Below are 22598 nucleotides of genomic sequence, written 5' to 3'. Positions count from 1 at the left end.
GATTAACAAAATTAAGTTTTTTGTACGAGAGCTCGGTATTCCACCGGGCTCTTTCCATTTAGCCTGTTTTTTATTCTTTTATTGTTGTAATAGTGAATGTATTCTTTTACTGAAAGGACAAACTCATCTGCTGTCTCAAAGCTTTGTGAGTACAGTAGCTCAGTCTTTAAGATTCCAAAAAAGTTTTCGGCCACTGCATTATCTAAGCAATTTCCCTTCCTGGACATGCTCTGTATAATTCCTTGTTTCTCTAAAGCCTTTCTATATCCATAATGCTGATATTGCCAGCCTTGATCAGAATGAAAAATAAGCCCCTTTGTGTCTTTTACTTTGTCAAAAGCCTTATCTAACATTTCGTCTATCATCTTCATATTCGGACTTTTTGAGATACTATAGGAGATAACTTCTCCATTGAATAGGTCAAGTATTGGTGATAGGTAGATCTTCTCGCCTTTGATGTTTACCTGAGTGACATCTGTAGCCCATTTCTGATTAGGGGAACTTGCCTTGAAATTCCTTTCAAGTACATTGGCGGCAATTTTACCAACTTCACCTTTGTATGAGCGATAGCGAACTTTCCTTATATTACATTTTAGGTTCAATGTTCCCATTAATTTTTGAACAGTCTTATGATTGATATGATAACCCAAGTTCTTCATTTCGGCCGTTACCCGTCGATACCCATATCTGCCTTTATGCAAGTGATATATGCGTATAATCTCTTCCTTTTCATTCTTGTATTTATCTCTACTATTCAGGCGCTTGAGATGATAATAAAATACCGAGCGAGCCATCTGTTTGCAATCCAATAGAATTGCAACATCATGTGCAGGCCTTAGTTCTTCGATGGCTTTTGCCCACTCATGTGTTCGCGGGCTTCTCTTTCCTTGACTAAGGCCGTGACTTTTTTTAATAGTGCGTTCTCGGCTCGCAAACGAGCATTCTCTGCCTGGAGTTTTTCTAATTCTGTTTCAGGCTCATGCTTCTTTGATCTACTCATGTCTTTGGGTAGTCGTTCACGATTTTTTTGTTGGTGTAGTACGCCATAACCCTCAACTCGTACTGATCTTACCCAGCGTTCTAAAGCGGTTTTACTTACTCCATATTGCAGAACAACTTGTACTAAAGGTACCTTTTTCTCTAGAACAATCCTTACAATTTCTTCCTTGAAATCAGGTGTGCCCCGGACATTAGGTTGTTTGAGTAGCCCACTTTCACCATAAAGATCATATTTCCGAACCCATTCCAATATCATCCTTTCGACTATATGCCGTTCGCGGGATATGCGTAGTATCGGCTTCCCGTTTTTTACTTGAGAAACTATATCTAGTTTCTCCTCAAATGTGTGTTTTGCCATAAATAGTGAACCCCAAAAGTTTTTGTCCAACTTTTGGGGTTCACTTCAATTCTGATACGTCCTCTTTTTTTGTTTCCAGGCTAAAAACCTTCATTAGGTAGCATTTCTAATAAATAGGGAAATGCTGGATTGTTATTTTCCTTTTTCCAAACGGCATATAGTGATGTTTGTTGAGGTATGCCTTTAAGTTCGATGAACTTAATATTTGGATGATGACCAGATGCCAATGAGGTAGGTATAATGCTAAGTCCCATGCCGTTTTCTACCAAACGGAAAATCGTTGGTGCATGGATAGATCGGTGTGCTACTTTAGGAGTAAAGCCTTGATCTGCACATAAATTCAGAATCTGCTGATAATAAAATTGGCTTTGCTCATTAGGGAACAATATGAAAAACTCATCTTTCAGTTGCCCTATGTTTTTAAATTTTGAGGAAGCCAGAGGATGAGTGGCAGGGAGTACAACAGAGAAGGTTTCTGTATAAACCTTTTGACTTGTAAATCCTTCAGGAAGGTGATTGCTCCGCATAAAGCCGAGATCTATTGCCTCATTTTGTAAGGCAATGAGTTGATCACTATTACTAAGTTCATCCAGTTTAAATTTGATATTTGGACAATCTGAATTGAATTTTTTTAGTAATTCAGGTAAAACAGACTCCATGGCTGAAGCAACAAAGCCAATACCAATTTGACCTGTATTTCCTTCCTTATACAATTTTATATGGATAACTGCTGTCTCCACTTTATTTATAATCTGTTGTACATCTCGATAAAATAATTTGCCAGCATCTGTTAGGACTACTTTTTTATTGCTCCTGTCAAATAGGGTTACTTTAAGAATCTGCTCAAGTTGCTTAATTTGCTGGCTCAATGCAGATTGTGATATATATAATAGCTCTGATGCTCTTCGGTAATGTAATTCAGTGGCTAGTACCTTAAAATAATTAAGGTGTCGCATTTCTAATTGATTAGCTATACTTATCATTACTTAATTAATATGTATCGTTTACTTATGATAAATATAGGCATATTTGGTTAAGATGATGGATGAACCTCAATAAAATAAAACATTGACAAATGAATTTTGAAACGCAAAAACCATTGGATATCTTTCTGAATATGCTGTTTGATCGCTATGCAAAAGATGTTCCTGCAGTTAAAAAGATCACCAACTCTTTAATTTCATTAGGTGTAGTAAGAGATCAAGATGAGATAATAAATGACCATATCGCCTTCCGAACCTTAGGAGTACCACATTTAGGGATTGCTTCTTTTGAAAAGATTTTCTTGCACCAAGGGTATAAAAAGATGGATTACTACCATTTTGAAGGTAAAAAATTAAATGCCTACTGGTACGCTCCACCATCACCTGAATACCCAAGGATATTTATGAGTGAGTTGATTGTTAGAGATTTGTCTGCTGCATCTCAAGTGATTATTCATAAATATATAAAGCATATTGACAAAGATCCTGTTGATGAACTGGATCTTGATAATGGATATCAGATTGGAGAGTTTTTCCATCAGCCTTTATGGCAATTGCCAGATTTAGATGATTATCAATTTCTATTGGAAGAGAGCGAGTATGCTGCTTGGGTAATATATAACCGATATTATCTTAACCATTACACCATCAGTGTTCATGATTTAAAAAAAGGTTATAATACATTAGAAGAGTTTAATGAATTTGTTGAATCCTTAGGGTTAAAATTAAACACTGCAGGAGGGAAGATCAAGGTGAGCCCTGATGGATTATTGAGGCAAAGTAGTACCGTTGCAGAAATGAAGGATGCAATATTTGCTGAAGATCAAACAATGCCCATTGCAGGAAGCTATGTCGAGTTCTCTGAACGGTTAGTTTTACCTGAGTTTAAAAATCTACCAATGACTGATCTTAAGAGGTCACATAGACGAGAGGGTTTTGAAACAAACAATGCTGATAAAATATTCGAAAGTACTTACATTAGACAAACAAAGGACAACCAATCATAAAAGCTATGAAAATCAACGATATATTAGCCCGTTTGGGTATAGAAATAAATAATCAAGGTACATCTACAGGCATTAATAAGCTACCAGGAAATGGGCCTGTTATCAGTTCATATTCACCAGTAAATGGAAAACTGATTGCCCATGTGGAAAGTACTGACACAGAAGGATATGAGACCGTAATGCAACAGGCGCAAAAAGCATTTTTACATTGGAGAAGTGTTCCTGCCCCTAAACGAGGGGATATGGTACGTCAATTTGGTGATGCTTTACGTGAAAATAAAGAAGATCTTGGAGCATTGGTTTCTTATGAGATGGGTAAAAGTCTGCAGGAAGGAATGGGTGAAGTACAGGAAATGATAGATATATGTGATTTCGCCCTTGGTTTATCGAGACAGCTTTATGGTTTAACAATGCATTCAGAACGTTTGAATCACCGTATGTATGAACAATGGCATCCTTTAGGTATTGTAAGTATTATATCTGCATTTAATTTCCCTGTAGCAGTTTGGGCGTGGAATACGGCATTAGCCTGGGTGTGTGGGAATGTTTGTGTATGGAAACCGTCTTCAAAAACACCACTATGTGCTGTGGCTTGTCAGAACATCGTAGCTAAAGTCTTAAAAGCCAACAATCTTCCTGAAGGAATATGTAACCTTGTTACAGGAAATGCATGTGGTAATCTGATGAATGAAGATAAACGTGTATCATTAGTTTCATTTACGGGTTCAACAAAAATAGGCAGATTGGTTTCATCAGCTGTGGCAGGTCGATTTGGTAGGAGTATTCTCGAATTAGGTGGAAATAATGCCATTATCATTTCTGAGAGTGCAGACTTGGAAATGTCGGTAATTGGTGCGGTTTTCGGTGCAGTTGGGACTGCTGGACAACGGTGTACTTCTACCCGAAGACTCATTATTCATGAAAGTGTTTATAATGATTTTACTGCTAAACTGGTTAAAGCTTATGCGCAGATTAAGATAGGCGATCCTTTAAATGAGCATAATCATATGGGACCTTTAATTGATAAAGACGCAGTAAGAGCATATTTAAATAGTATAGAAAAGGTAAAACAACAAGGTGGACGTTTTATTGTGGAAGGGGGTGTTTTGGATGGAAGTGGTTTAGAATCAGGTTGTTATGTGAAGCCTTGTATTGCAGAAGTGGAATATCATTTTGAAATTGTGCAGGAAGAAACTTTTGCACCATTATTATATGTCATGAAATACAGTACTATTGATCAGGCTATTCAGATGCAGAATGATGTGCCTCAAGGACTGTCTTCTGCAATTATGACTTTAAATCTGCGGGAAGCAGAACAATTCTTGTCTTCTGCTGGTTCTGATTGTGGTATTGCTAATGTAAACATAGGTACTTCAGGTGCTGAGATTGGTGGTGCTTTTGGTGGAGAAAAAGAGACTGGTGGTGGTAGGGAAAGTGGATCTGATGCATGGAAAGGTTATATGCGAAGGCAGACCAATACCATCAACTATTCCAATGCATTGCCTCTGGCGCAAGGTATTAAGTTTGATTTGTAAGTATTTGTTAACTTGCTATTCAACTAACCATAATGAAAGATAAGCTTAAGGTATTAGCAGCCTCAATTGAGGGTGAATTTTATACTGATGAAACCATGAGGCTCCTTTATGCTACAGACGCATCTGCTTATTCAGAGCTGCCGTTAGCAGTAGCTATACCAGTTTCTATAAATGATCTGAAGCAACTAATTCGTTTTGCAGATCGAGAGGAGACGTCTTTGATACCTCGTACTGCCGGGACGTCTTTGGCGGGACAGGTTGTAGGCAATGGCATTGTGGTAGATGTATCAAAACATTTTAATAAGATTCTTGAAATTAATCCTGACGAGCGGTGGGTAAGGGTACAGCCTGGTGTGGTTAGAGATGAGTTGAATTTGATGCTTAAACCTTATGGTTTATTCTTTGGACCTGAAACATCTACGGCTAATCGTGCTATGATTGGTGGTATGGTTGGTAATAATTCATGTGGTTCAAATTCAGTCGTATATAAAAGTACACGTGAACATACACTTGAAATAAAGGCATTGTTAAGCGATGGTTCTGAAGTAATATTTAAATCGCTAAATTTTGATGAATTTATTTCCAAATCTTATGGCTCAGATCTGGAAGCATCATTATATCGTTCAATAAAGCATCAACTTGGTAACTATGAAAACCAACAGGAAATCAGAAAGGAATTTCCAAAGAAAAGTATAGAGCGACGAAATACTGGCTATGCAATAGATTTGCTATTAGATACTGAACCTTTTACTGCGGGGGGTGGCCATTTTAATTTTTGCAAGCTTATTGCCGGATCAGAGGGTACATTAGCATTTATTACAGAAATTAAATTGAATCTGGAGCCATTACCTCCTGCACATTCTGGACTGCTCTGCGTACATTTTAATAAATTGGAGGAAGCATTACGCGCCAATTTGATTGCACTAAAGTATAAACCTAATGCCGTAGAGCTTATTGATCACTATATTTTAGAATGTACGAGAGATAATATTGAACAAAGGGAAAATAGTTTCTTTGTTAATGGAGAACCTGATGCTTTATTAGTTATTGAATATGCAAAAGATACTTATGAAGAGGTAACTGAAATTGCAGCCCAAGTTGAACTAGAAATGCGTGAACTTGGATTGGGATATTATTTTCCTTTATTGTCTGGCAGTGATATAAAAAAGGTCTGGTCACTTAGAAAGGCCGGACTGGGATTATTAAGTAATTTACCTGGAGATGAAAAAGCAGTGCCTGTAATAGAAGATACTGCAGTTGATGTTCAGGATCTGCCTGCATATATTAATGAGTTTAACGAGATTTTAAGAAAACACGGATTGTATTCAGTTCATTATGCGCACGCAGGCTCAGGAGAAATACATTTAAGACCCATACTCAATTTAAAATCTGAATCTGGAAACAAAATGTTCCGAGTAATTGCTGAAGAGATTGCTGTTTTGGTAAAAAAATATAAGGGTTCTTTAAGCGGAGAACATGGTGACGGAAGGTTAAGAGGAGAGTTTATTGAGCAAATGATTGGTACAAAGAATTACGCTCTACTCAAATCTCTGAAAAATACCTGGGATCCTAAAAACATATTTAATCCTGGTAAGATTATAGATACCCCGCCGATGGATACGATGCTTAGGTATGAGGCCGGACAGAAAAGTTTTACTGCTAAAACAGTATTTCGTTATACGGGGCAAAATATGTTGCAGCATGTAGAGCAATGTAATGGCTCTGGAGATTGCAGAAAATCACATTTGGCAGGTGGTACTATGTGCCCGTCTTATATGGCAACACATAATGAAAAAGATACCACCAGAGCCAGAGCTAATATTTTGAGAAACTTTTTAACTCATTCTGATCAGCTAAATAAGTTTGATCATAAGGAAATTAAAGATGTTCTTGATTTGTGTTTAAGCTGTAAAGGGTGTAAATCAGAATGCCCTTCTAATGTAGACATGGCAAAATTAAAGGCAGAGTTTTTACAACATTATCAAGATGCAAATGGGATTCCAATTAGAGCTAGGCTCATCGCTAATTTCAATAATATTACTGCACTTGGTTCAATTTGGCCATCTTTATATAATTGGATGATGACTGGTCCGTTATTAACCAATGTGATGAAAAAATTGGCAGGTTTTGCCTTAAAAAGAAGCATGCCTGCAATTCATTCAATTACTTTAAGGAATTGGTTTATTAAACATCAGCGGATTAAACAGAAAAAACAAGATCAATTTTTAAAAAAAGTTTATCTGTTTTGCGATGAATTTACCAATTATCAAGACACAGAAATAGGCATAAAAGCAATCTTATTACTAGAGAATCTAGGCTATGAAGTAATCATACCGATACATTTGGAAAGTGGTAGGGCAGCAATATCAAAAGGTTTACTCAGGAAGGCTAAAAAAATTGCAGAACATAATGTATGGTGCTTAGATCCTTTGATTAAAGAGGAGTCACCTTTGATTGGAATAGAGCCTTCAGCGATTTTAACATTCAGAGATGAATATCCAGATCTTGTACAGGAAGAACAACTGGAAACTGCAAAAAAACTAGCTGCTAATACATTTATGATTGATGAATTTTTAGCGATGGAAATGAAAAGAGGTAATATTCAGAAATCGCAGTTTAAGTCTGATAAAAAACAAATTAAATTGCATGGACATTGTCAACAAAAAGCTTTTAATGCATTGTCGGCAACGGAACAAGTCCTTGCTTTTCCTGAGAATTATACCGTAAATACTATTCCTTCTGGTTGTTGTGGAATGGCTGGTTCTTTTGGCTATGAAAAGGAGCATTTCGAATTATCTATGCAAATTGGGGAACTTGTATTGTTTCCTGAGATCAGAAAGCAAACCGATGAAATTGTAATTGCAGCACCCGGAACAAGCTGTCGACATCAGATAAAAGACGGGACATTCAGGAATGCATTGCATCCAGTCGAGGTATTATATGATGCTTTAAAAATTGTAGATACAAGTCTTTAATTATAACATTTATTGTTTAATTTGCAGGTTCATGACGTCTCTCTCATTCTATTGCGAAAAGGCGACAAGCAAAAATAAATGTTTAAAAAAGTAAAGCATATATGGGAAGATAATTGGCCCCGGGCAGTAGGGGATGCGGAACAGTTTTCTCTTGAAGGCCGTATATTTCATGGCATTTGTATTTCTGTTATCTGCTACATTCTTATAATTACTTTCTACAGTTTTTCGGTTTCTCTTCATTTTGCTGGTATGATTGCAGCCATTATTCTGGTTGTACAAACTGGCCTTTATATTTTAAGCCGCTTTTTTGGGAAATCCAAATTTGCGATTGTACTTACTGTAATTCAAATCAATATTGGTGTTGGACTTGCTTATTTTTATAATGCTGGAATAGGTGGAAGTATTTTGCTGTTATTTATGGCTACTTTATACTTGTCCTTTCTTATTATTCCTCGTAAAAAGCTTGTATTCTGGTATTTTTTTAACTTAATACTGGTATTTGGTGTATTAATTATAGAATACATTAATCCAAATAGTATAAGACATTATTATCTGACTCGATTTGAACAGTTTATAGACTTTGGTTTTACCTATTTAATGTCGAGTGTAATGATTGCTGTAGGGACAATTCAGTTACGGAGAAGCTATAGAAATCAAAAAATAAGGGTAGAAGAAAAGACAGCAAAATTAGAATTAATGAATAAGGAGAAGGATAAGCTGTTTTCTATCATTGGCCATGATTTAAATACACCGCTTAATTCTTTACAACAGTATTTGCAACTATTAAGTGAGATGGAATTAAATACGCAGGAGCGTATACATGTTGAACAGAACCTCTCTAAATCTTTATCCGATGCACAATATCTTTTGGTAAATTTATTGGAATGGGCTAAAAATCAATTACAGAATGTTCCTATGAACATAGTGCCTATTCATGTAGAACAGCAATTGTTAGCTACATTAAGAATGTTTGATGAAATTGCCGCTAGAAAGGATATCAAACTGAATATAGAAATTTATAAAGATGTTTTCATTCTTGCAGACAAAAATATGTTTGATCTGGTAATGCGGAACTTATTAAATAATGCGGTTAAGTTTACGAACATCGGAGGTGAGATTCAAGTGGGGACAGAGATTAAAGAAGATCGCTGCATCATTTTTGTAAAAGACAATGGTATTGGGATTGCTCCAGATAGACAAAGTGAAATATTCAGTCTTAATATTGCATCAAGTTATGGTACCATGAATGAAAAAGGTACTGGTCTTGGCTTGGTATTATGCAACGATTTCATCTTTCAGCAGGGAGGACGAATTTGGTTCGATAGTTCAGAATCTGATGGAACTGTCTTTTATGTTGAAATGGCTCTGGCAAGTGATTCAATAAACTCTGTTGATCAACTCACAAACAAATTAATTAATTGATAAATCATCAGTATAGCTGGTCTTATTGAGTATATTTGCCTTTTCTATATTTAACAAAACAATATACTTTGAAACAACAATTATTAGACAGAAGCGAAAACAAGTGTGAATTATGTCAATCGGCAGTATCTTTAAAACTGTATGAGGTCTTGCCTCAGACAGGTAAAACTGAAGATAACTGCATCATAGTCTGCGATAAGTGTTTAGGTCAGATTGAAAAAACGGAGGAACTTGATGTTAAGCACCTGAACTGTTTAAGGACAAGTATGTGGAGTGCTGTACCGGGTGTACAGGTGGTTACATGGAGATTGCTTAACCGCTTAAAAGATGAGAGTTGGGCAACAGATAGCATCGACATGATGTATATGGATGATGAAACTCTAACATGGGCGAAAACAGGAGCAGAAGATGAAAGTGATGGAGTTGATGATGTACATAAGGATTGTAATGGTCAGATCTTGGAAGCTGGAAATTCTGTCGTTTTAACAAAGACTCTTGATGTAAAAGGCTCCTCACTAAGTGCTAAATTAGGTACAGTAGTTAAAAATATCCGATTAGTAGAAGATAATACGGATCAGATTGAAGGTAAGATTGAAGGGCAGACTATTGTTATCCTTACTAAATTTGTAAGGAAACAAAACTAAGCCATATAACAAATGTTAAATTATGATGAATAAAGCTATTTTTCTGGATAGGGATGGTGTGTTGAATCATGAAATTCACGATTACATTACCCGACTGGAAGATTTTGAAATACTTGATTATCAGATTGCTCCTTTAAAAAAATTATATGATGAAGGCTTCCTTTTAATTATAATTACGAACCAGGGCGGAATCGCAAAACAAAGATACACTGAAGAAACGTTGGCTGAAATGCATAATGCATTAAATGAGCGTTTCGAAGAACAAGGGGCATCTATTAAACATGCTTATTATTGTCCGCATCATCCAACAGTTTCGGAAGAATGTGACTGTCGTAAACCTAAATCAGGGATGCTTTTAGAAGCAATTGAAACTTATAATATCGATCCTGCTATGTCAGTGATGATTGGTGATAAGCCTCGCGATGTAGAGGCTGCAAATGGGGCTGGAGTAAAGGGGATCTTGATTTCGCCTGATGAGCTAATTGATTATGATTTGGTTAAAAGGGTTCTTGCCGGTTCTGAATTTAATGTGCTTTCTGAAAAGATGCAGGCAATTTAATTTAAGAATACTAATTAAGAAAAGCCTGAACATAATTCAGGCTCTTCTATGTTTAAGGAAGGTTTAATTAAAAAGCATACCTAAGGGTAACACCGAAAGTTCTCGGATCTCCAAGTACACCTGCATATAAGCCTGAGTTACCAGCTGCTGCCTGTAATTGCTCATAGTATTTTGTGTCTCCGACATTTCTGCTCCAGGCAAATGCTGAGAGTTTTTCTGATTTAAATCCTAACCTAACATTTAGCAAAGAATAACCTTCAACATTTAATACACGAGAAGGTGTTGGATTTGAAGAGTATTCCGAACGGTAACTAACATCGCCAGCAATAAAATATCTGCCGTTTTGAGTAGCCAGAGTACCTGCAGTACTTAATTCTGCTCCACCAGATACATTCCATGTAGATATACCTGGTATCCTGCCTCCTGAAGCATCTTTAAATGCTACTTGAGTAGCTATTCCATTAATGATTTCTGTATGTCCTGTTTCTTCTAAAGGTAATGGCGCATTTGTGAATTTTTTATATTTACCATCAAGATAAGCTACTGCAGCATTTAAAGTTAAAAATCGTTGTAGCTGGTAGCTCCCATCAACTTCCAATCCTTTAACATTAACTTTTTCTGCATTTGCAAGATAACCTCTGTTAACACCTAATTGTGGGGATTGAACATTGGTCTGGTAATCTTTAATATCTGTGTTAAATGCTGTTATGTTTAATATTGCACCTTTAAGAGGTTTTGTTTTTGCACCTAATTCATAATGTTGAACATATTCTGGTTTTACAACAGCTAAAGATAAGTCTGCATCTCCGTTAGAGGTTGTTGGTAAACCTCCAACATTAACCCCAACTGGTTTATAAGCAGTAGAAAAGTTTCCATATATATTTAGTTTAGAGTTAGGTCTATAAGATAAAGTCAAGTTACCAGACAAATTATTGTTATCTGTACTGGTATTGAATTGCTGATTACTATAAACTGCAGCTTTAAGAGCAAGTAATGCTGCGTCTGAAGTTTGTAAACCACCGTAGGTTACCCTATCGTATTCTACATCTTTTTTGTCATAGGTGAACCTTAATCCAGGTAATATATGTAGGTTTTCTAAAAACTCCCAGTCGGCCTGGGCAAAAATAGCAGTACTTAACGATTTGATGGTGGAATTGGTTCTGATGCCGAAACCATCTAATAAGCCAGGTGTTGAATATAATGCCTGCGCACCTGTATTAGAGGTTTGTACAAACCTCCACTGATCTTTGCCAACTTCTTCTGTCTGTGCTAATCCTTTCAAATTCTGGGCAAGGGCAAATACCCCGATTACACCACTTACTTTTTCTGTAATATTACCTGCGTATCTGATCTCTTGCGAGTATTGATCATGGCGAGAGTTGCCCTGAGATTTTGTTAAAGCGGAGAATTCTGAGAAATCCCTGTCGTTTGTAGGATCCCAATTCCAGAATCTCCATGCTGTAGTAGAGGTAAGTGTTCCATTGCCGATTTTGTAATCGACATTTGCTGATACACCACCTATTGATTGATTTTGTTTCCAAGGTGTATTGGTGCTGATTTCTCTTGAAAAAGGATCTATTTTAGGTTGTTCATACCCTAAATCAGAAATGATTTTGGCATACTGACGGTAAGCGCTTCTTTCAGTTGGAGTAACTCCCGCAATTACCAATGGGTAACCTGCTGGATGCTGGATACTTACATCACTACTTAATAAAATCTTTAACTTATCTGATGGAGTGTAGTATAACTGACCTTTAAAACCAAGATTGTTTTGACCACTGTATTTTCTTTCTTCCCTGATATTCAAAATTGTTCCATCTCTTTGTGTGCCTGAAATTGAAATTTTTGCTGCAAGATTTTTTGCAACTCCTCCTGAAACGGAAGTTTTGGCTTGTATGAAATTGTAATTACCAAAGCTCAATTCTACTTTTGCACTAGGAGTTTGAGTTGGTTTTGTTGTGGTGATATTAAATGCACCTGCAGTGGTGTTTTTTCCAAATAAAGTGCCCTGAGGGCCACGTAAGATTTCTATTTGCTCAATGTCAAGAAAATCTGTTGAGGTAGCCGCAGGACGGGCTTGGTAAACACCATCTACATAAAAACCCACCCCAGGATCAATGCCGTCATTAGTTAAGCCGAAGGTTGATCCTAACCCTCTGATATTAAGGGTTGTATTTCTTGCGTTTGATGCATATAACTGAACTGAAGGAACTAACTCCTTTAAACGGTTGACATTAAATGCACCAGCGTTTTCAGCGGCTTGTCCGCCAATAACAGTGATTGCGATTGGAACATCCTGAAGTACTTCTGAACGTCTCCTAGAGGTTACAACGATTTCATCAAGCAGTTCACTTTCAACCAGAATTAATTCCAAAGGAGTATTCTGAATTTTTAATACCTGAAAGTCCTGGGGCTTATAACCCACTGAGCTGACACGAATGTAAAATGGAGGTTCTTGATTAGAAGTGATATTGAATTTACCGCTCTCATCTGCAGTAACAGAGTTATTTGTGCCCCTGATTAATACTGTTGCATGAGGTACCTGGATACCGTTTGAGTTTTTTATTATGCCATTTATTTCATGTTGAGCAAAGCTGTAGCTTGCTGAGAGTAACAGTGGCAAGATGATAAGTAATATTTTTTTCATAACTATTGTTTGGTGATTATGCGTAATTATCATTTCTTTTATACGCGTTGATTTGATTTATTTTGATTATTGTTATTCGATAAAATTGGCACAGCAAGTCCATGTGGACGTTTTTAACATCCATTAAATTCTTATTTAAAATCAGCTAATTGGAGCTTGGTGACAACTAGTACGGATTGACTAGCTTAGGTGTTAATCAACAACAGGACATGAGTTGAAGCCTTTTACATTGATCTATATTAAACTGAATGTCATTAAAAATTGCTTTCATTTTGGTTCGTTTTATAAACGTTATCGCTAATGTAGTGGGACAAATATATTAACAATTCTTAGTAATTCAAATAAAAACTATAGATTTAGTAGACTATGTATTTAAGATGCTGTATTTTAGTGTTTTAATGTTTATTCTTTAGAGGGATTCTTGCGGATCACTTCGAATATGGAAGTCGGATAGTAGAGTTTTGGATGGAAATGATAGCTATAAAAAAAAGGATAGATCATTTTTTTAATAATGATCTATCCTTTTTGTTTTTTATTCCCTTCAGTTACGAAGGAGGTGTTATTTATTTTCCAGAAGCTTTAGCATGATCTGCTAAGAATGTAGCTAAACCGCTATCTGTTAATGGATGTTTCAATAATGCTGTAATTGCCGATAATGGAGCTGTAATTACGTCAGCACCTAATTTAGCACAAGCTACAATATGCAATGGTCCGCGGATTGAAGCTGCAAGAATCTCAGTAGGGTAGCCGTAGTTATCAAATATTAATCTGATATCTTCGATTAACTGTAAACCATCAGTAGAAATATCGTCTAAGCGACCTAAAAATGGTGAGACATAAGAAGCACCCGCTTTAGCTGCTAATAATGCTTGTCCTGGAGAGAATATCAGAGTGCAGTTGGTTCTGATACCTTTTGAGGTTAAATATTTAATAGCTTTAACGCCATCTTTAATCATAGGAACTTTTACTACGATTTTTGGATTTAATTTAGCTAATGCTTCACCTTCTTTAATAATTTCATCATAAGTAGTTGAAATTACTTCTGCACTTACATTGTCGTCGACGATATCACAGATCGCTTTATAATGAGCAATTACATTATCATCACCTGTAATACCTTCTTTAGCCATAAGGCTGGGATTGGTGGTAACACCATCTAAAATGCCAAGGTCTTGTGCTTCTTTTATCTGGTCAAGATTAGCTGTATCAATGAAAAATTTCATGTTATTTTAATTAGCAATTGTTTTATGTTTAAATCTATCAATTATTTTCGCCTAAATTAGGCAATTACATTGAGCTCTTTTAGGAAAATTTGAATAATAAGAGTGTGTCTTAGATCATTACTTTTATCGAAAAAAGTAAAAATGGGCAAGCAACTTTTATCGCATCGCTACAACCTTCTACCCTTGCTTCGTTCCCGCCCTGGGGGAGTTCAAAGGGAGCTGATCGTAAAAGACTTGCCCACTGCAAATGTAGCAAAAGAGATCAGTTTACAAAAGAGAAAATCATAAATAGTTGATTTTTTTTCGTAGGAATTACATAATCAATTGAGGCTAAATAGATTGATTGCTGAAAAATTTTTTAAAGATTGACAAATAGAGGAGTGCAAGTAGTGTATCAAGCTTTATGAAAAATTATTCTAAATAACATGATTATTAAAATCATAATTTCAAACGTTATATTTTATTGAAGTGTTAATATTGGTGTATTTTATTTTAAATATGTTGAATAAATACTAAAAAATATATAAATATTGTAATTTGTCGTGTTTTTATCGTATCTTAGTGTCCTAAATACACTTACCATAAACACATCACCAAAACTATTAAACGGAATATGGAACTAACACAAGATAACCAGGGGTTATACGACCAGCGTTTTGAACATGATGCATGTGGCATCGGATTTGTTGCCCATATAAAGGGTCGCAAGTCGCAGCAAATCATTTCGGATGCGATAACCATTCTTGAAAATCTTGATCACCGCGGGGCAGTAGGCGCTGAAATCAACACAGGAGACGGGGCAGGTATTATGATACAGATACCTCACGAATACCTATATGATGAATGTCTTAAAATCGGATTCAGCTTAAATGAATCTGGAGATTATGGCGTTGGTATGCTTTTTTTACCCAAAGATGTAAAAGCTAGAGAAGAATGCAGAGAGATTATTTACAGGGCAGCGGAGAAGCTTAACCTTGAAATTCTAGGCTTTAGAAAGGTGCTGACCAACACCGATGGTATAGGTGATATGGCCTTATCTGTTGAGCCAGAAATGGAACAGGTGTTTGTAGCACGTCCATATGCTGTTGCAGCAGGAGCTGATTTTGAGCGCAAGCTTTACGTATTTAAAAACTACCTGTCTAAAACTATAAATACTACAGTAAAAGGAATTAATGGTGATTTTTATATTGCTTCTTTTTCTTCACGTACTATAGTATATAAAGGACAGCTTACTTCATTACAAGTAAGATCGTATTTTACTGAATTAAGTGACAAACGCGTAGTATCGGCGTTTGGATTGGTGCATTCCCGTTTTGCGACCAATACATTCCCTTCATGGAGATTGGCACAGCCTTTCAGATATATTGCTCATAATGGAGAGATCAATACCTTACAAGGTAATCTAAACTGGTTTAGAGCAAGTGTTAAATCTTTTGCTTCTCCATATTTTACACAAGAAGAATTAAATATTTTACTTCCTGTAATTGATGAGTCGAACTCAGATTCAGGATGTTTAGATAATATAGTTGAATTACTGCTGCATTCTGGCCGTTCATTACCACATGTATTAATGATGTTAATTCCTGAAGCATGGGATGGCAACGAAGATATGGATGAGCTGAAACAAGCATTTTATAAGTTTCATGCTACTTTAATGGAGCCATGGGATGGACCAGCTGCTGTTTCCTTTACAGATGGTAATCTGATTGGTGCTACGCTTGATAGAAATGGTTTGCGCCCGCAAAGATATGCCATTACTGAAGATGACCATGTAATTATGGCTTCTGAAGCTGGAGCTTTGGCATTGGATCAGAGTAAAATCATTGAAAAAGGAAGACTTACACCTGGTAAGATGTTTGTGGTAGACATGGAACAGGGCCGTATCATCAGTGACACTGAAATTAAGCAACAGATTTGCGGAAGCAGACCTTATGGCGACTGGATTAATCAATACCAGATCAGACTAGAAGAACTTCCTGAACCTAGATTGGTATTCAGTGGTCTGTCTGAGGAATCAATTTTTAGATATCAGCAGGTGTTTGGTTACAGCAGAGAAGATGTAGATCTAATCCTGAAACCAATGGCAAGAGATGCTAAAGAGCCAATTGGTTCAATGGGTACAGATATCCCATTGGCAGTTTTATCACAAAAACCACAACACCTATCTTCATATTTTAAACAGTTATTTGCACAGGTGACCAATCCACCGATTGACCCGATCAGAGAAAAGGTGGTAATGAGTCTTGCAGGTTTCATGGGTAACGCAGGAAATATATTGGAAGAAAATGCTATGCAGTGTCACTGTGTAGGTATCAAACATCCAATCTTAACCAACCATGAACTGGAAAAATTAAGAAGTATCGATACAGGTGTATTTCAATCTAAAACTTTACAAACCTATTTCAGGGCAGATGGTAAACCTGGTACCTTAGCAAAAGGCCTAGACAGACTTTGCCGTTATGCCGTAGACGCTGTTGAAGATGGCTTCCAGGTGATTGTACTGTCAGATCGTGCACTAGATTCAGAGCACGCTGCTATTCCTTCTTTGCTTGCTGTTTCTGCAGTACATCATCACCTGATCCGTAAAGGCTACAGAGGTGCAGTTGGTATTGTAGTAGAAGCAGGTGACGTTTGGGAAGTACATCATTTTGCAACCTTAATTGGATTTGGTGCAACTGCAGTAAACCCATACCTGGCATTGGAAACAATTACTGGTTTTGAAACTGAACTTGAAGTTAAGTCAGAGAAATTAATACAGAACTATATTTATGCTATTAATAATGGATTGTTGAAGATTTTCTCAAAAATGGGAATCTCTACTTTACAATCTTACCATGGAGCACAAATCTTTGAAATCCTTGGTTTACATAAAAATGTAGTTGATAATTATTTTACTGGTGCTGTATCAAGAATTGGTGGATTAGGTTTGGATGAAATTGCCAAAGAAACATTGATTAAGCACAACAGGGTATTTAAACTGAATAACCGCCCTGATCCAATATTGCCTACAGGAGGAAATTACAAATGGAAACGTAAAGGTGAACAGCACTTGTTCAATCCGCAAACCATTCACTTGTTACAAAACTCTACTCGTAAAAAAGATTATAACATCTATAAGCAATACTCTAAACTGGTAAATGAACAAACAAATCAAGCCTTTACCATAAGAGGTTTATTTGAATTTAACTACAATCGTCCAGCTGTTCCTTTGGAAGAGGTTGAACCGATTGAAGGTATCTTAAAACGTTTTGCTACGGGAGCAATGTCGTTCGGCTCTATTTCTCACGAAGCACACTCTACTTTAGCTATTGCAATGAACCGCATAGGTGGAAAGAGTAATACTGGTGAGGGTGGTGAAGATGAATTGAGATACGAACTGTTGCCAAATGGTGATTCTATGCGTTCTGCTATCAAGCAAATTGCTTCTGCACGTTTTGGTGTAACCAGTTATTACCTGAGCAACGCAGATGAATTACAAATTAAAATGGCTCAAGGTGCTAAGCCAGGAGAAGGAGGACAATTACCGGGCGAAAAAGTAGATGACTGGATTGGAAAGGTTCGTCATGCTACACCTGGAGTAGGATTAATTTCTCCTCCGCCACACCATGATATTTATTCGATCGAAGATTTAGCTCAGCTGATTTTTGATTTGAAAAATGCCAACCGAGAAGCAAGGATAAACGTTAAACTTGTTTCTAAAGCTGGTGTAGGTACCATTGCAGCAGGTGTTGCTAAAGCACATGCTGATGTGATCCTCGTATCTGGTTTTGATGGTGGTACTGGTGCTTCACCTTTAACCTCAATACAGCATGCTGGTTTACCATGGGAACTTGGTTTGGCTGAGGCACATCAAACATTGGTTAAAAACCGTTTACGTAGCAGAGTAGTTCTACAAACAGATGGACAATTGAAAACTGGTAAAGATATTGCAATTGCGACTTTATTAGGAGCTGAAGAATGGGGTGTGGCTACAGCTGCATTAGTAACTACTGGTTGTATCATGATGCGTAAGTGTCATCTGAATACCTGTCCGGTTGGTGTAGCTACACAAGATCCTAATTTAAGGAAATTGTTTACCGGTGAAGCTGATCATGTTGTGAACTTGTTCTATTTCTTAGCTGAAGAGTTAAGAGAAACGATGGCAGAGCTTGGTTTCAGAACAGTTCAAGAAATGGTTGGGCAAGCAGATGCATTAAGTGTACGTGCTATTGAAGAGAGTGACTGGAAATTAAAAGATCTTGATCTTTCTGCAATTCTTTACAAAGCACCAGATAATGGCTTAAGTTTATATCAAACGGAAACTCAGGATCATGGATTGGCAGAAGTGCTTGATCATGAACTGATCAAAGCCGCACAGCCTGCATTGGCTACTAAGGAGCCTATATATAAAGAGTTTGAGTTGAAAAACACAAACCGTGCCGTTGGAACTATGCTTTCTAATGAAGTTTCTAAAATTTACAAGAGCCAGGGCTTACCTGCTGATACCATCAACTTTAAGTTTAAAGGATCTGCAGGTCAAAGTTTCGGAGCTTTTGCAACAAAAGGGATATCATTACAGTTAGAAGGTGAAGCGAATGACTATGTAGGTAAAGGTCTTTCAGGAGCAAGATTGTCTATCTATCCATTTAGTAATGTACCATATGTTCCGGAGCAAAATATCATCATTGGTAACGTTGCCCTTTATGGTGCAACTTCTGGAGAATTGTTTGTACGTGGACAAGCGGGTGAGCGTTTTGCAGTGAGAAACTCAGGAGCTACAGCAGTAGTTGAAGGACTTGGCGATCACGGTTGTGAGTACATGACTGGTGGTGAAGTACTGATAATTGGAGATACAGGTAGCAACTTTGCTGCAGGTATGAGTGGTGGTGTGGCTTGGGTATACAATACCAAAGGTGACTTTGCAAGTAAATGCAATAAGGAAATGGTAGATCTTGATCCACTTGATGAGCAAGATGAACTAAGAATAAATGTATTGCTAAAAAGACATATCCAGCTTACCAACAGTGAAGTAGCTAAGTTCATCTTGAACGATTGGACCACTCAATCTGCACACTTTATTAAAGTATTCCCTAAAGAATACAAAGCAGTGTTGCAAAAAAGAGCAAAGTCAGTTAAAGTATAAAGAAAGAGCAGATCAAGAATAGAAGACAAAAAAATGACCACAATAAGTAATTCAAAAATATAATGGGAAAAGTAACCGGATTTATAGAATATGAAAGAACTGCTCCTGCAAAAGAAGATGCTAAAGCTCGTTTAAAACATTATAATGAGTTTGTCTCGCCTTTTGAAACTGAGCAAGTAAATACCCAAGCAGCAAGATGTATGGATTGTGGAGTGCCTTTTTGCCAGTCGGGATGCCCGCTTGGTAACGTTATTCCAGAATTTAACGAAGCAGTATATAAAGGAGATTGGCATTTGGCCTCAACTATATTGTTGAGTACAAATAATTTCCCTGAGTTTACAGGTAGGATTTGTCCTGCACCATGCGAGTCTGCATGTGTACTGGGCATCAACAAATCACCTGTATCAATTGAAGAAATAGAAAAACATATCATAGAAACAGCTTTTGCAAAAGGATATATCAAAGCAGAACCACCTTTAATCCGTACTGGTAAAAAAGTGGCTGTAATTGGTTCTGGCCCTGCTGGACTTGCAGCTGCTGCACAGCTGAATAAAGCTGGTCATGAGGTAGTTGTTTATGAACGAGATGATACACCTGGAGGTTTGTTAAACTATGGTATCCCTGATTTTAAATTGCAAAAAGATGTGGTAACGCGTCGTATTGCCTTGATGGAAAAAGAAGGTATTGTATTTAAATGCAATTCAAACGTTGGTGTTAATGTAGAGTTGAATACCTTATTGAGAGATTTTCAATCTATTATTTTGGCTGGTGGTTCTACCATTCCGCGTGACCTCCCTGCAAAGGGTAGAGAAGCAAATGGAGTACATTTCGCAATGGACTTTTTAAAGCAACAAAATAAAAGAGTTAAGAATTTTCAGGTTGATGGAGAAGACATTCTTGCAACAGGAAAAGATGTGATCGTAATTGGTGGTGGTGATACAGGTTCTGACTGTATTGGTACTTCTAACCGTCAGGGTGCTAAATCAGTTACGCAGTTCGAGATTATGCCTATGCCATCTCAAACCCGTACCGAAAATATGCCGTGGCCAACTTATCCTATGTTGCTTAAAGTAACATCTTCTCATGAAGAAGGTTGTGAAAGAGGCTGGGGAGTGAATACCAAAGAGTTCATTAAAGATGAAAATGATAATCTTAAAGCGGTAAAAGTAGTTGATGTAGAATGGGATATTGATGCAACAGGCCGTCCTGTAAACTTCAAAGAAAAACCAGGTACAGAACGTGATTTACCTTGTCAGCTTGTATTATTAGCTATGGGTTTCTTACATCCACAGAAAGAAGGCTTAATTGAAAAGCTGGGGGTTGATGTTGATAACAGAGGTAATGTGAAAGCAGAAGAAGGTAAGTACCAGACCAATATTGCTAAAATATTTGCAGCAGGAGATATGCGTCGTGGCCAGTCATTAGTGGTTTGGGCAATATCTGAAGGTAGAGAAGCTGCACGTAAAGTAGACCAGTATTTAATGGGATATAGCAGTTTACCATCTAAAGATGGTATTCCATATGCTTAAGAGTTCGTCTTGCTGACGAGATGTATAGGAAACGGGCTGTATCATCGATACAGCCCGCTTTTGTTTTCAGGGCAGATGATCTGATAATTAATTTATCGGTTATTGTTTTTGACTATTGTTTGTTAAAAGTCAAAATGTATAGTTGTGGATTAGCCCTGACAAACATTTTTTTTTTAATAGTGTTCTTTGTAGGATATGAGAACACTGCTCCTTTTATTTTTCAGTATAACCTTAGTCAGCTGTAACCATTTTGAGTTCAGCCCTAATCAGACTTTTGATAGTATTTCTTTAAAAGATATAAATGCCACTAATTTAAAGCGATTAGGTAATGGCGCAAATGACGATACTGTAAAGTTTGTCTTAACAGGTGATTCACAACGTTCAAGAGATGAGACTGTTCAGCTTTGTAAAACAGTGAATGTCATGAATGATATTGATTTCGTAATTCTCAACGGCGACATTACTGAATTTGGTGTCCTTAAAGAAATGCTATGGATTTCAAGAACATTAGAAAGTCTGAACAGACCATATGTAGCTATTATTGGAAATCATGATGAAACAGGCCGGGGTAGGGAGTCTTTTAGAAATATGTTTGGCGAGTTGAATTACTCTTTCGTTTATGGAGGGATTAAATTTATTGCGCACGACACCAATAGCAGGGAGTATGGTTTTAATGGACATAATCCAGACATGACCTGGTTGAAACAACAATTAAAACCTGAGGCCGGTGTAACAGGATATGTAGCAGCTTCTCATATTCCAGTAAATTCTGAAGATTTTGATCAGAATTTAAGTAGTGATTATATGAAATCATTTGCGGAAACTCCTGGCTTTCTTGCCTCATTACATGCACACACACATAATTTTGATGTGTATTACCCTGACAATTCAGGAATCCCATACATTGTAACCAGTTCTATTGGTAACAGAGAGTTTTTAGTTATTCAGATTGTAAACAATAAATTAAGTTTTGAACGTGTACCATTTTAGATTTCAAATTGTTTTTTTATTGTTTCTGATAGGAAGTGGCATAAAAGCGAATGCTCAGAAGTTAAAGTTTTTAATTCCAGATGAGGCTATAGTACAATATGCAGGTAGCATAGGCTATTTCAGTGTTGGTGCCGGATACGAAATATTTGGTAATAAAAGAGGAAATTTAGCATTTCACTACGGCTATGTGCCTGAAAATAAAGGTGGTGAATTGAATATAGCAACTGTTAAACTTTCCTATAAGCCTTGGGTTGTAAAGTTGAAAGAGTGGGGGACTTTGTACCCATTTAATCCTGGCTTCTTTGCCAGTTATACTTTTCATAAAGATTTAAGTTTGTTTTTCCCTTCCGGTCAATATCCTAATGATTATTACTATTGGTCTGAAGCGATCCGTCCGCATCTTTCTTTTAGTACTGAGTTAGAACTAAAACCGCCAAAGGCTCTGACAAATGTAGGAGTAAGGGCACTAGGTCTTTATATAGAAACGAATACCAATGATTTTTATCTGATCAATTATTTGCAAAACATGAAGACACTCACAATTGACGATATTTTTCAATTGGGACTAGGGTTAAGAGTTAAGTTTTGATGTAGTTTGATCTTGT

General features: G+C 36.8%; 15 protein-coding genes and 1 other RNA gene. 10 read left to right on the top strand and 6 right to left on the bottom strand.

Features of this window, described 5'->3' with window-relative positions; all coding sequences use genetic code 11:
• Positions 1-11 precede the first annotated feature (11 nt).
• The 3 genes from ABDJ41_RS22720 to ABDJ41_RS22710 all read right to left on the bottom strand — a co-directional run bounded on the left by ABDJ41_RS22720 (position 12) and on the right by ABDJ41_RS22710 (position 2340).
• Complete coding sequence (locus tag ABDJ41_RS22720) at positions 12-914, bottom strand: IS3 family transposase (RefSeq protein WP_349786767.1); 903 nt, start codon at positions 912-914, stop codon at positions 12-14.
• A complete protein-coding gene (locus tag ABDJ41_RS22715; RefSeq protein WP_349786761.1) occupies positions 836-1249 on the bottom strand; it encodes a transposase in 414 nt (137 codons plus the stop codon). Before ABDJ41_RS22715 ends, ABDJ41_RS22720 begins: the two co-directional genes overlap by 79 nt.
• A 188-nt stretch (positions 1250-1437) precedes the next feature.
• Positions 1438-2340 (bottom strand): LysR family transcriptional regulator, encoded by a 903-nt coding sequence (locus tag ABDJ41_RS22710; protein WP_349788448.1) that lies wholly within the window; start codon positions 2338-2340, stop codon positions 1438-1440.
• Between the two features lie 92 nt (positions 2341-2432).
• Here ABDJ41_RS22710 and ABDJ41_RS22705 point away from each other — a divergent pair, with 92 nt between their 5' ends.
• The 6 genes from ABDJ41_RS22705 to ABDJ41_RS22680 all read left to right on the top strand — a co-directional run bounded on the left by ABDJ41_RS22705 (position 2433) and on the right by ABDJ41_RS22680 (position 10482).
• Positions 2433-3347: a DUF1338 domain-containing protein gene (locus ABDJ41_RS22705; RefSeq protein WP_349788447.1), complete on the top strand. Its 915-nt coding sequence runs from the start codon at positions 2433-2435 to the stop codon at positions 3345-3347.
• 5 nt (positions 3348-3352) lie between these two features.
• Positions 3353-4882, top strand: coding sequence for an L-piperidine-6-carboxylate dehydrogenase (gene amaB, locus ABDJ41_RS22700; protein ID WP_349788446.1), 1530 nt, complete (start codon positions 3353-3355; stop codon positions 4880-4882).
• A gap of 32 nt (positions 4883-4914) precedes the next feature.
• Positions 4915-7857, top strand: coding sequence for an FAD-binding and (Fe-S)-binding domain-containing protein (locus tag ABDJ41_RS22695; RefSeq protein WP_349788445.1), 2943 nt, complete (start codon positions 4915-4917; stop codon positions 7855-7857).
• A 78-nt stretch (positions 7858-7935) separates the two neighbouring features.
• Positions 7936-9279: a sensor histidine kinase gene (locus ABDJ41_RS22690; RefSeq protein ID WP_349788444.1), complete on the top strand. Its 1344-nt coding sequence runs from the start codon at positions 7936-7938 to the stop codon at positions 9277-9279.
• Positions 9280-9347: 68 nt separating this feature from the next.
• Positions 9348-9923, top strand: coding sequence for a PhnA domain-containing protein (locus ABDJ41_RS22685; RefSeq protein WP_349788443.1), 576 nt, complete (start codon positions 9348-9350; stop codon positions 9921-9923).
• A 25-nt stretch (positions 9924-9948) separates the two neighbouring features.
• Positions 9949-10482 (top strand): D-glycero-alpha-D-manno-heptose-1,7-bisphosphate 7-phosphatase, encoded by a 534-nt coding sequence (locus ABDJ41_RS22680; protein WP_349788450.1) that lies wholly within the window; start codon positions 9949-9951, stop codon positions 10480-10482.
• A 67-nt stretch (positions 10483-10549) separates the two neighbouring features.
• Here the strand turns inward: ABDJ41_RS22680 and ABDJ41_RS22675 are convergent, their stop codons facing one another.
• The 3 genes from ABDJ41_RS22675 to ffs all read right to left on the bottom strand — a co-directional run bounded on the left by ABDJ41_RS22675 (position 10550) and on the right by ffs (position 14592).
• Complete coding sequence (locus ABDJ41_RS22675) at positions 10550-13129, bottom strand: TonB-dependent receptor (protein ID WP_349788442.1); 2580 nt, start codon at positions 13127-13129, stop codon at positions 10550-10552.
• 563 nt (positions 13130-13692) lie between these two features.
• Positions 13693-14352: a fructose-6-phosphate aldolase gene (gene fsa / locus ABDJ41_RS22670; protein WP_349788441.1), complete on the bottom strand. Its 660-nt coding sequence runs from the start codon at positions 14350-14352 to the stop codon at positions 13693-13695.
• A 140-nt stretch (positions 14353-14492) separates the two neighbouring features.
• Positions 14493-14592: signal recognition particle sRNA small type (gene ffs / locus ABDJ41_RS22665), an RNA gene on the bottom strand.
• Between the two features lie 373 nt (positions 14593-14965).
• On the opposite strand from ffs, the gene gltB reads away from it, so the two are divergent.
• From gltB to ABDJ41_RS22645, 4 genes are all read left to right on the top strand, one after another.
• A complete protein-coding gene (gene gltB, locus ABDJ41_RS22660; protein WP_349788440.1) occupies positions 14966-19474 on the top strand; it encodes a glutamate synthase large subunit in 4509 nt (1502 codons plus the stop codon).
• A gap of 62 nt (positions 19475-19536) precedes the next feature.
• Positions 19537-21003: a glutamate synthase subunit beta gene (locus ABDJ41_RS22655; RefSeq protein WP_349788439.1), complete on the top strand. Its 1467-nt coding sequence runs from the start codon at positions 19537-19539 to the stop codon at positions 21001-21003.
• Positions 21004-21198: 195 nt separating this feature from the next.
• Positions 21199-21993, top strand: a complete 795-nt coding sequence (locus ABDJ41_RS22650) for a metallophosphoesterase family protein (RefSeq protein WP_349788438.1) — start codon at positions 21199-21201, stop codon at positions 21991-21993.
• A gap of 19 nt (positions 21994-22012) precedes the next feature.
• Positions 22013-22582 (top strand): hypothetical protein, encoded by a 570-nt coding sequence (locus ABDJ41_RS22645; RefSeq protein ID WP_349788437.1) that lies wholly within the window; start codon positions 22013-22015, stop codon positions 22580-22582.
• The last annotated feature ends 16 nt before the right edge of the window (positions 22583-22598 follow it).

Source organism: Pedobacter sp. ASV1-7, from assembly GCF_040203335.1.
Lineage (GTDB): Bacteria > Bacteroidota > Bacteroidia > Sphingobacteriales > Sphingobacteriaceae > Pedobacter.
Note: the sequence above shows the minus strand (reverse complement) of the source record. Positions and strands in the feature narration are given on the sequence as shown.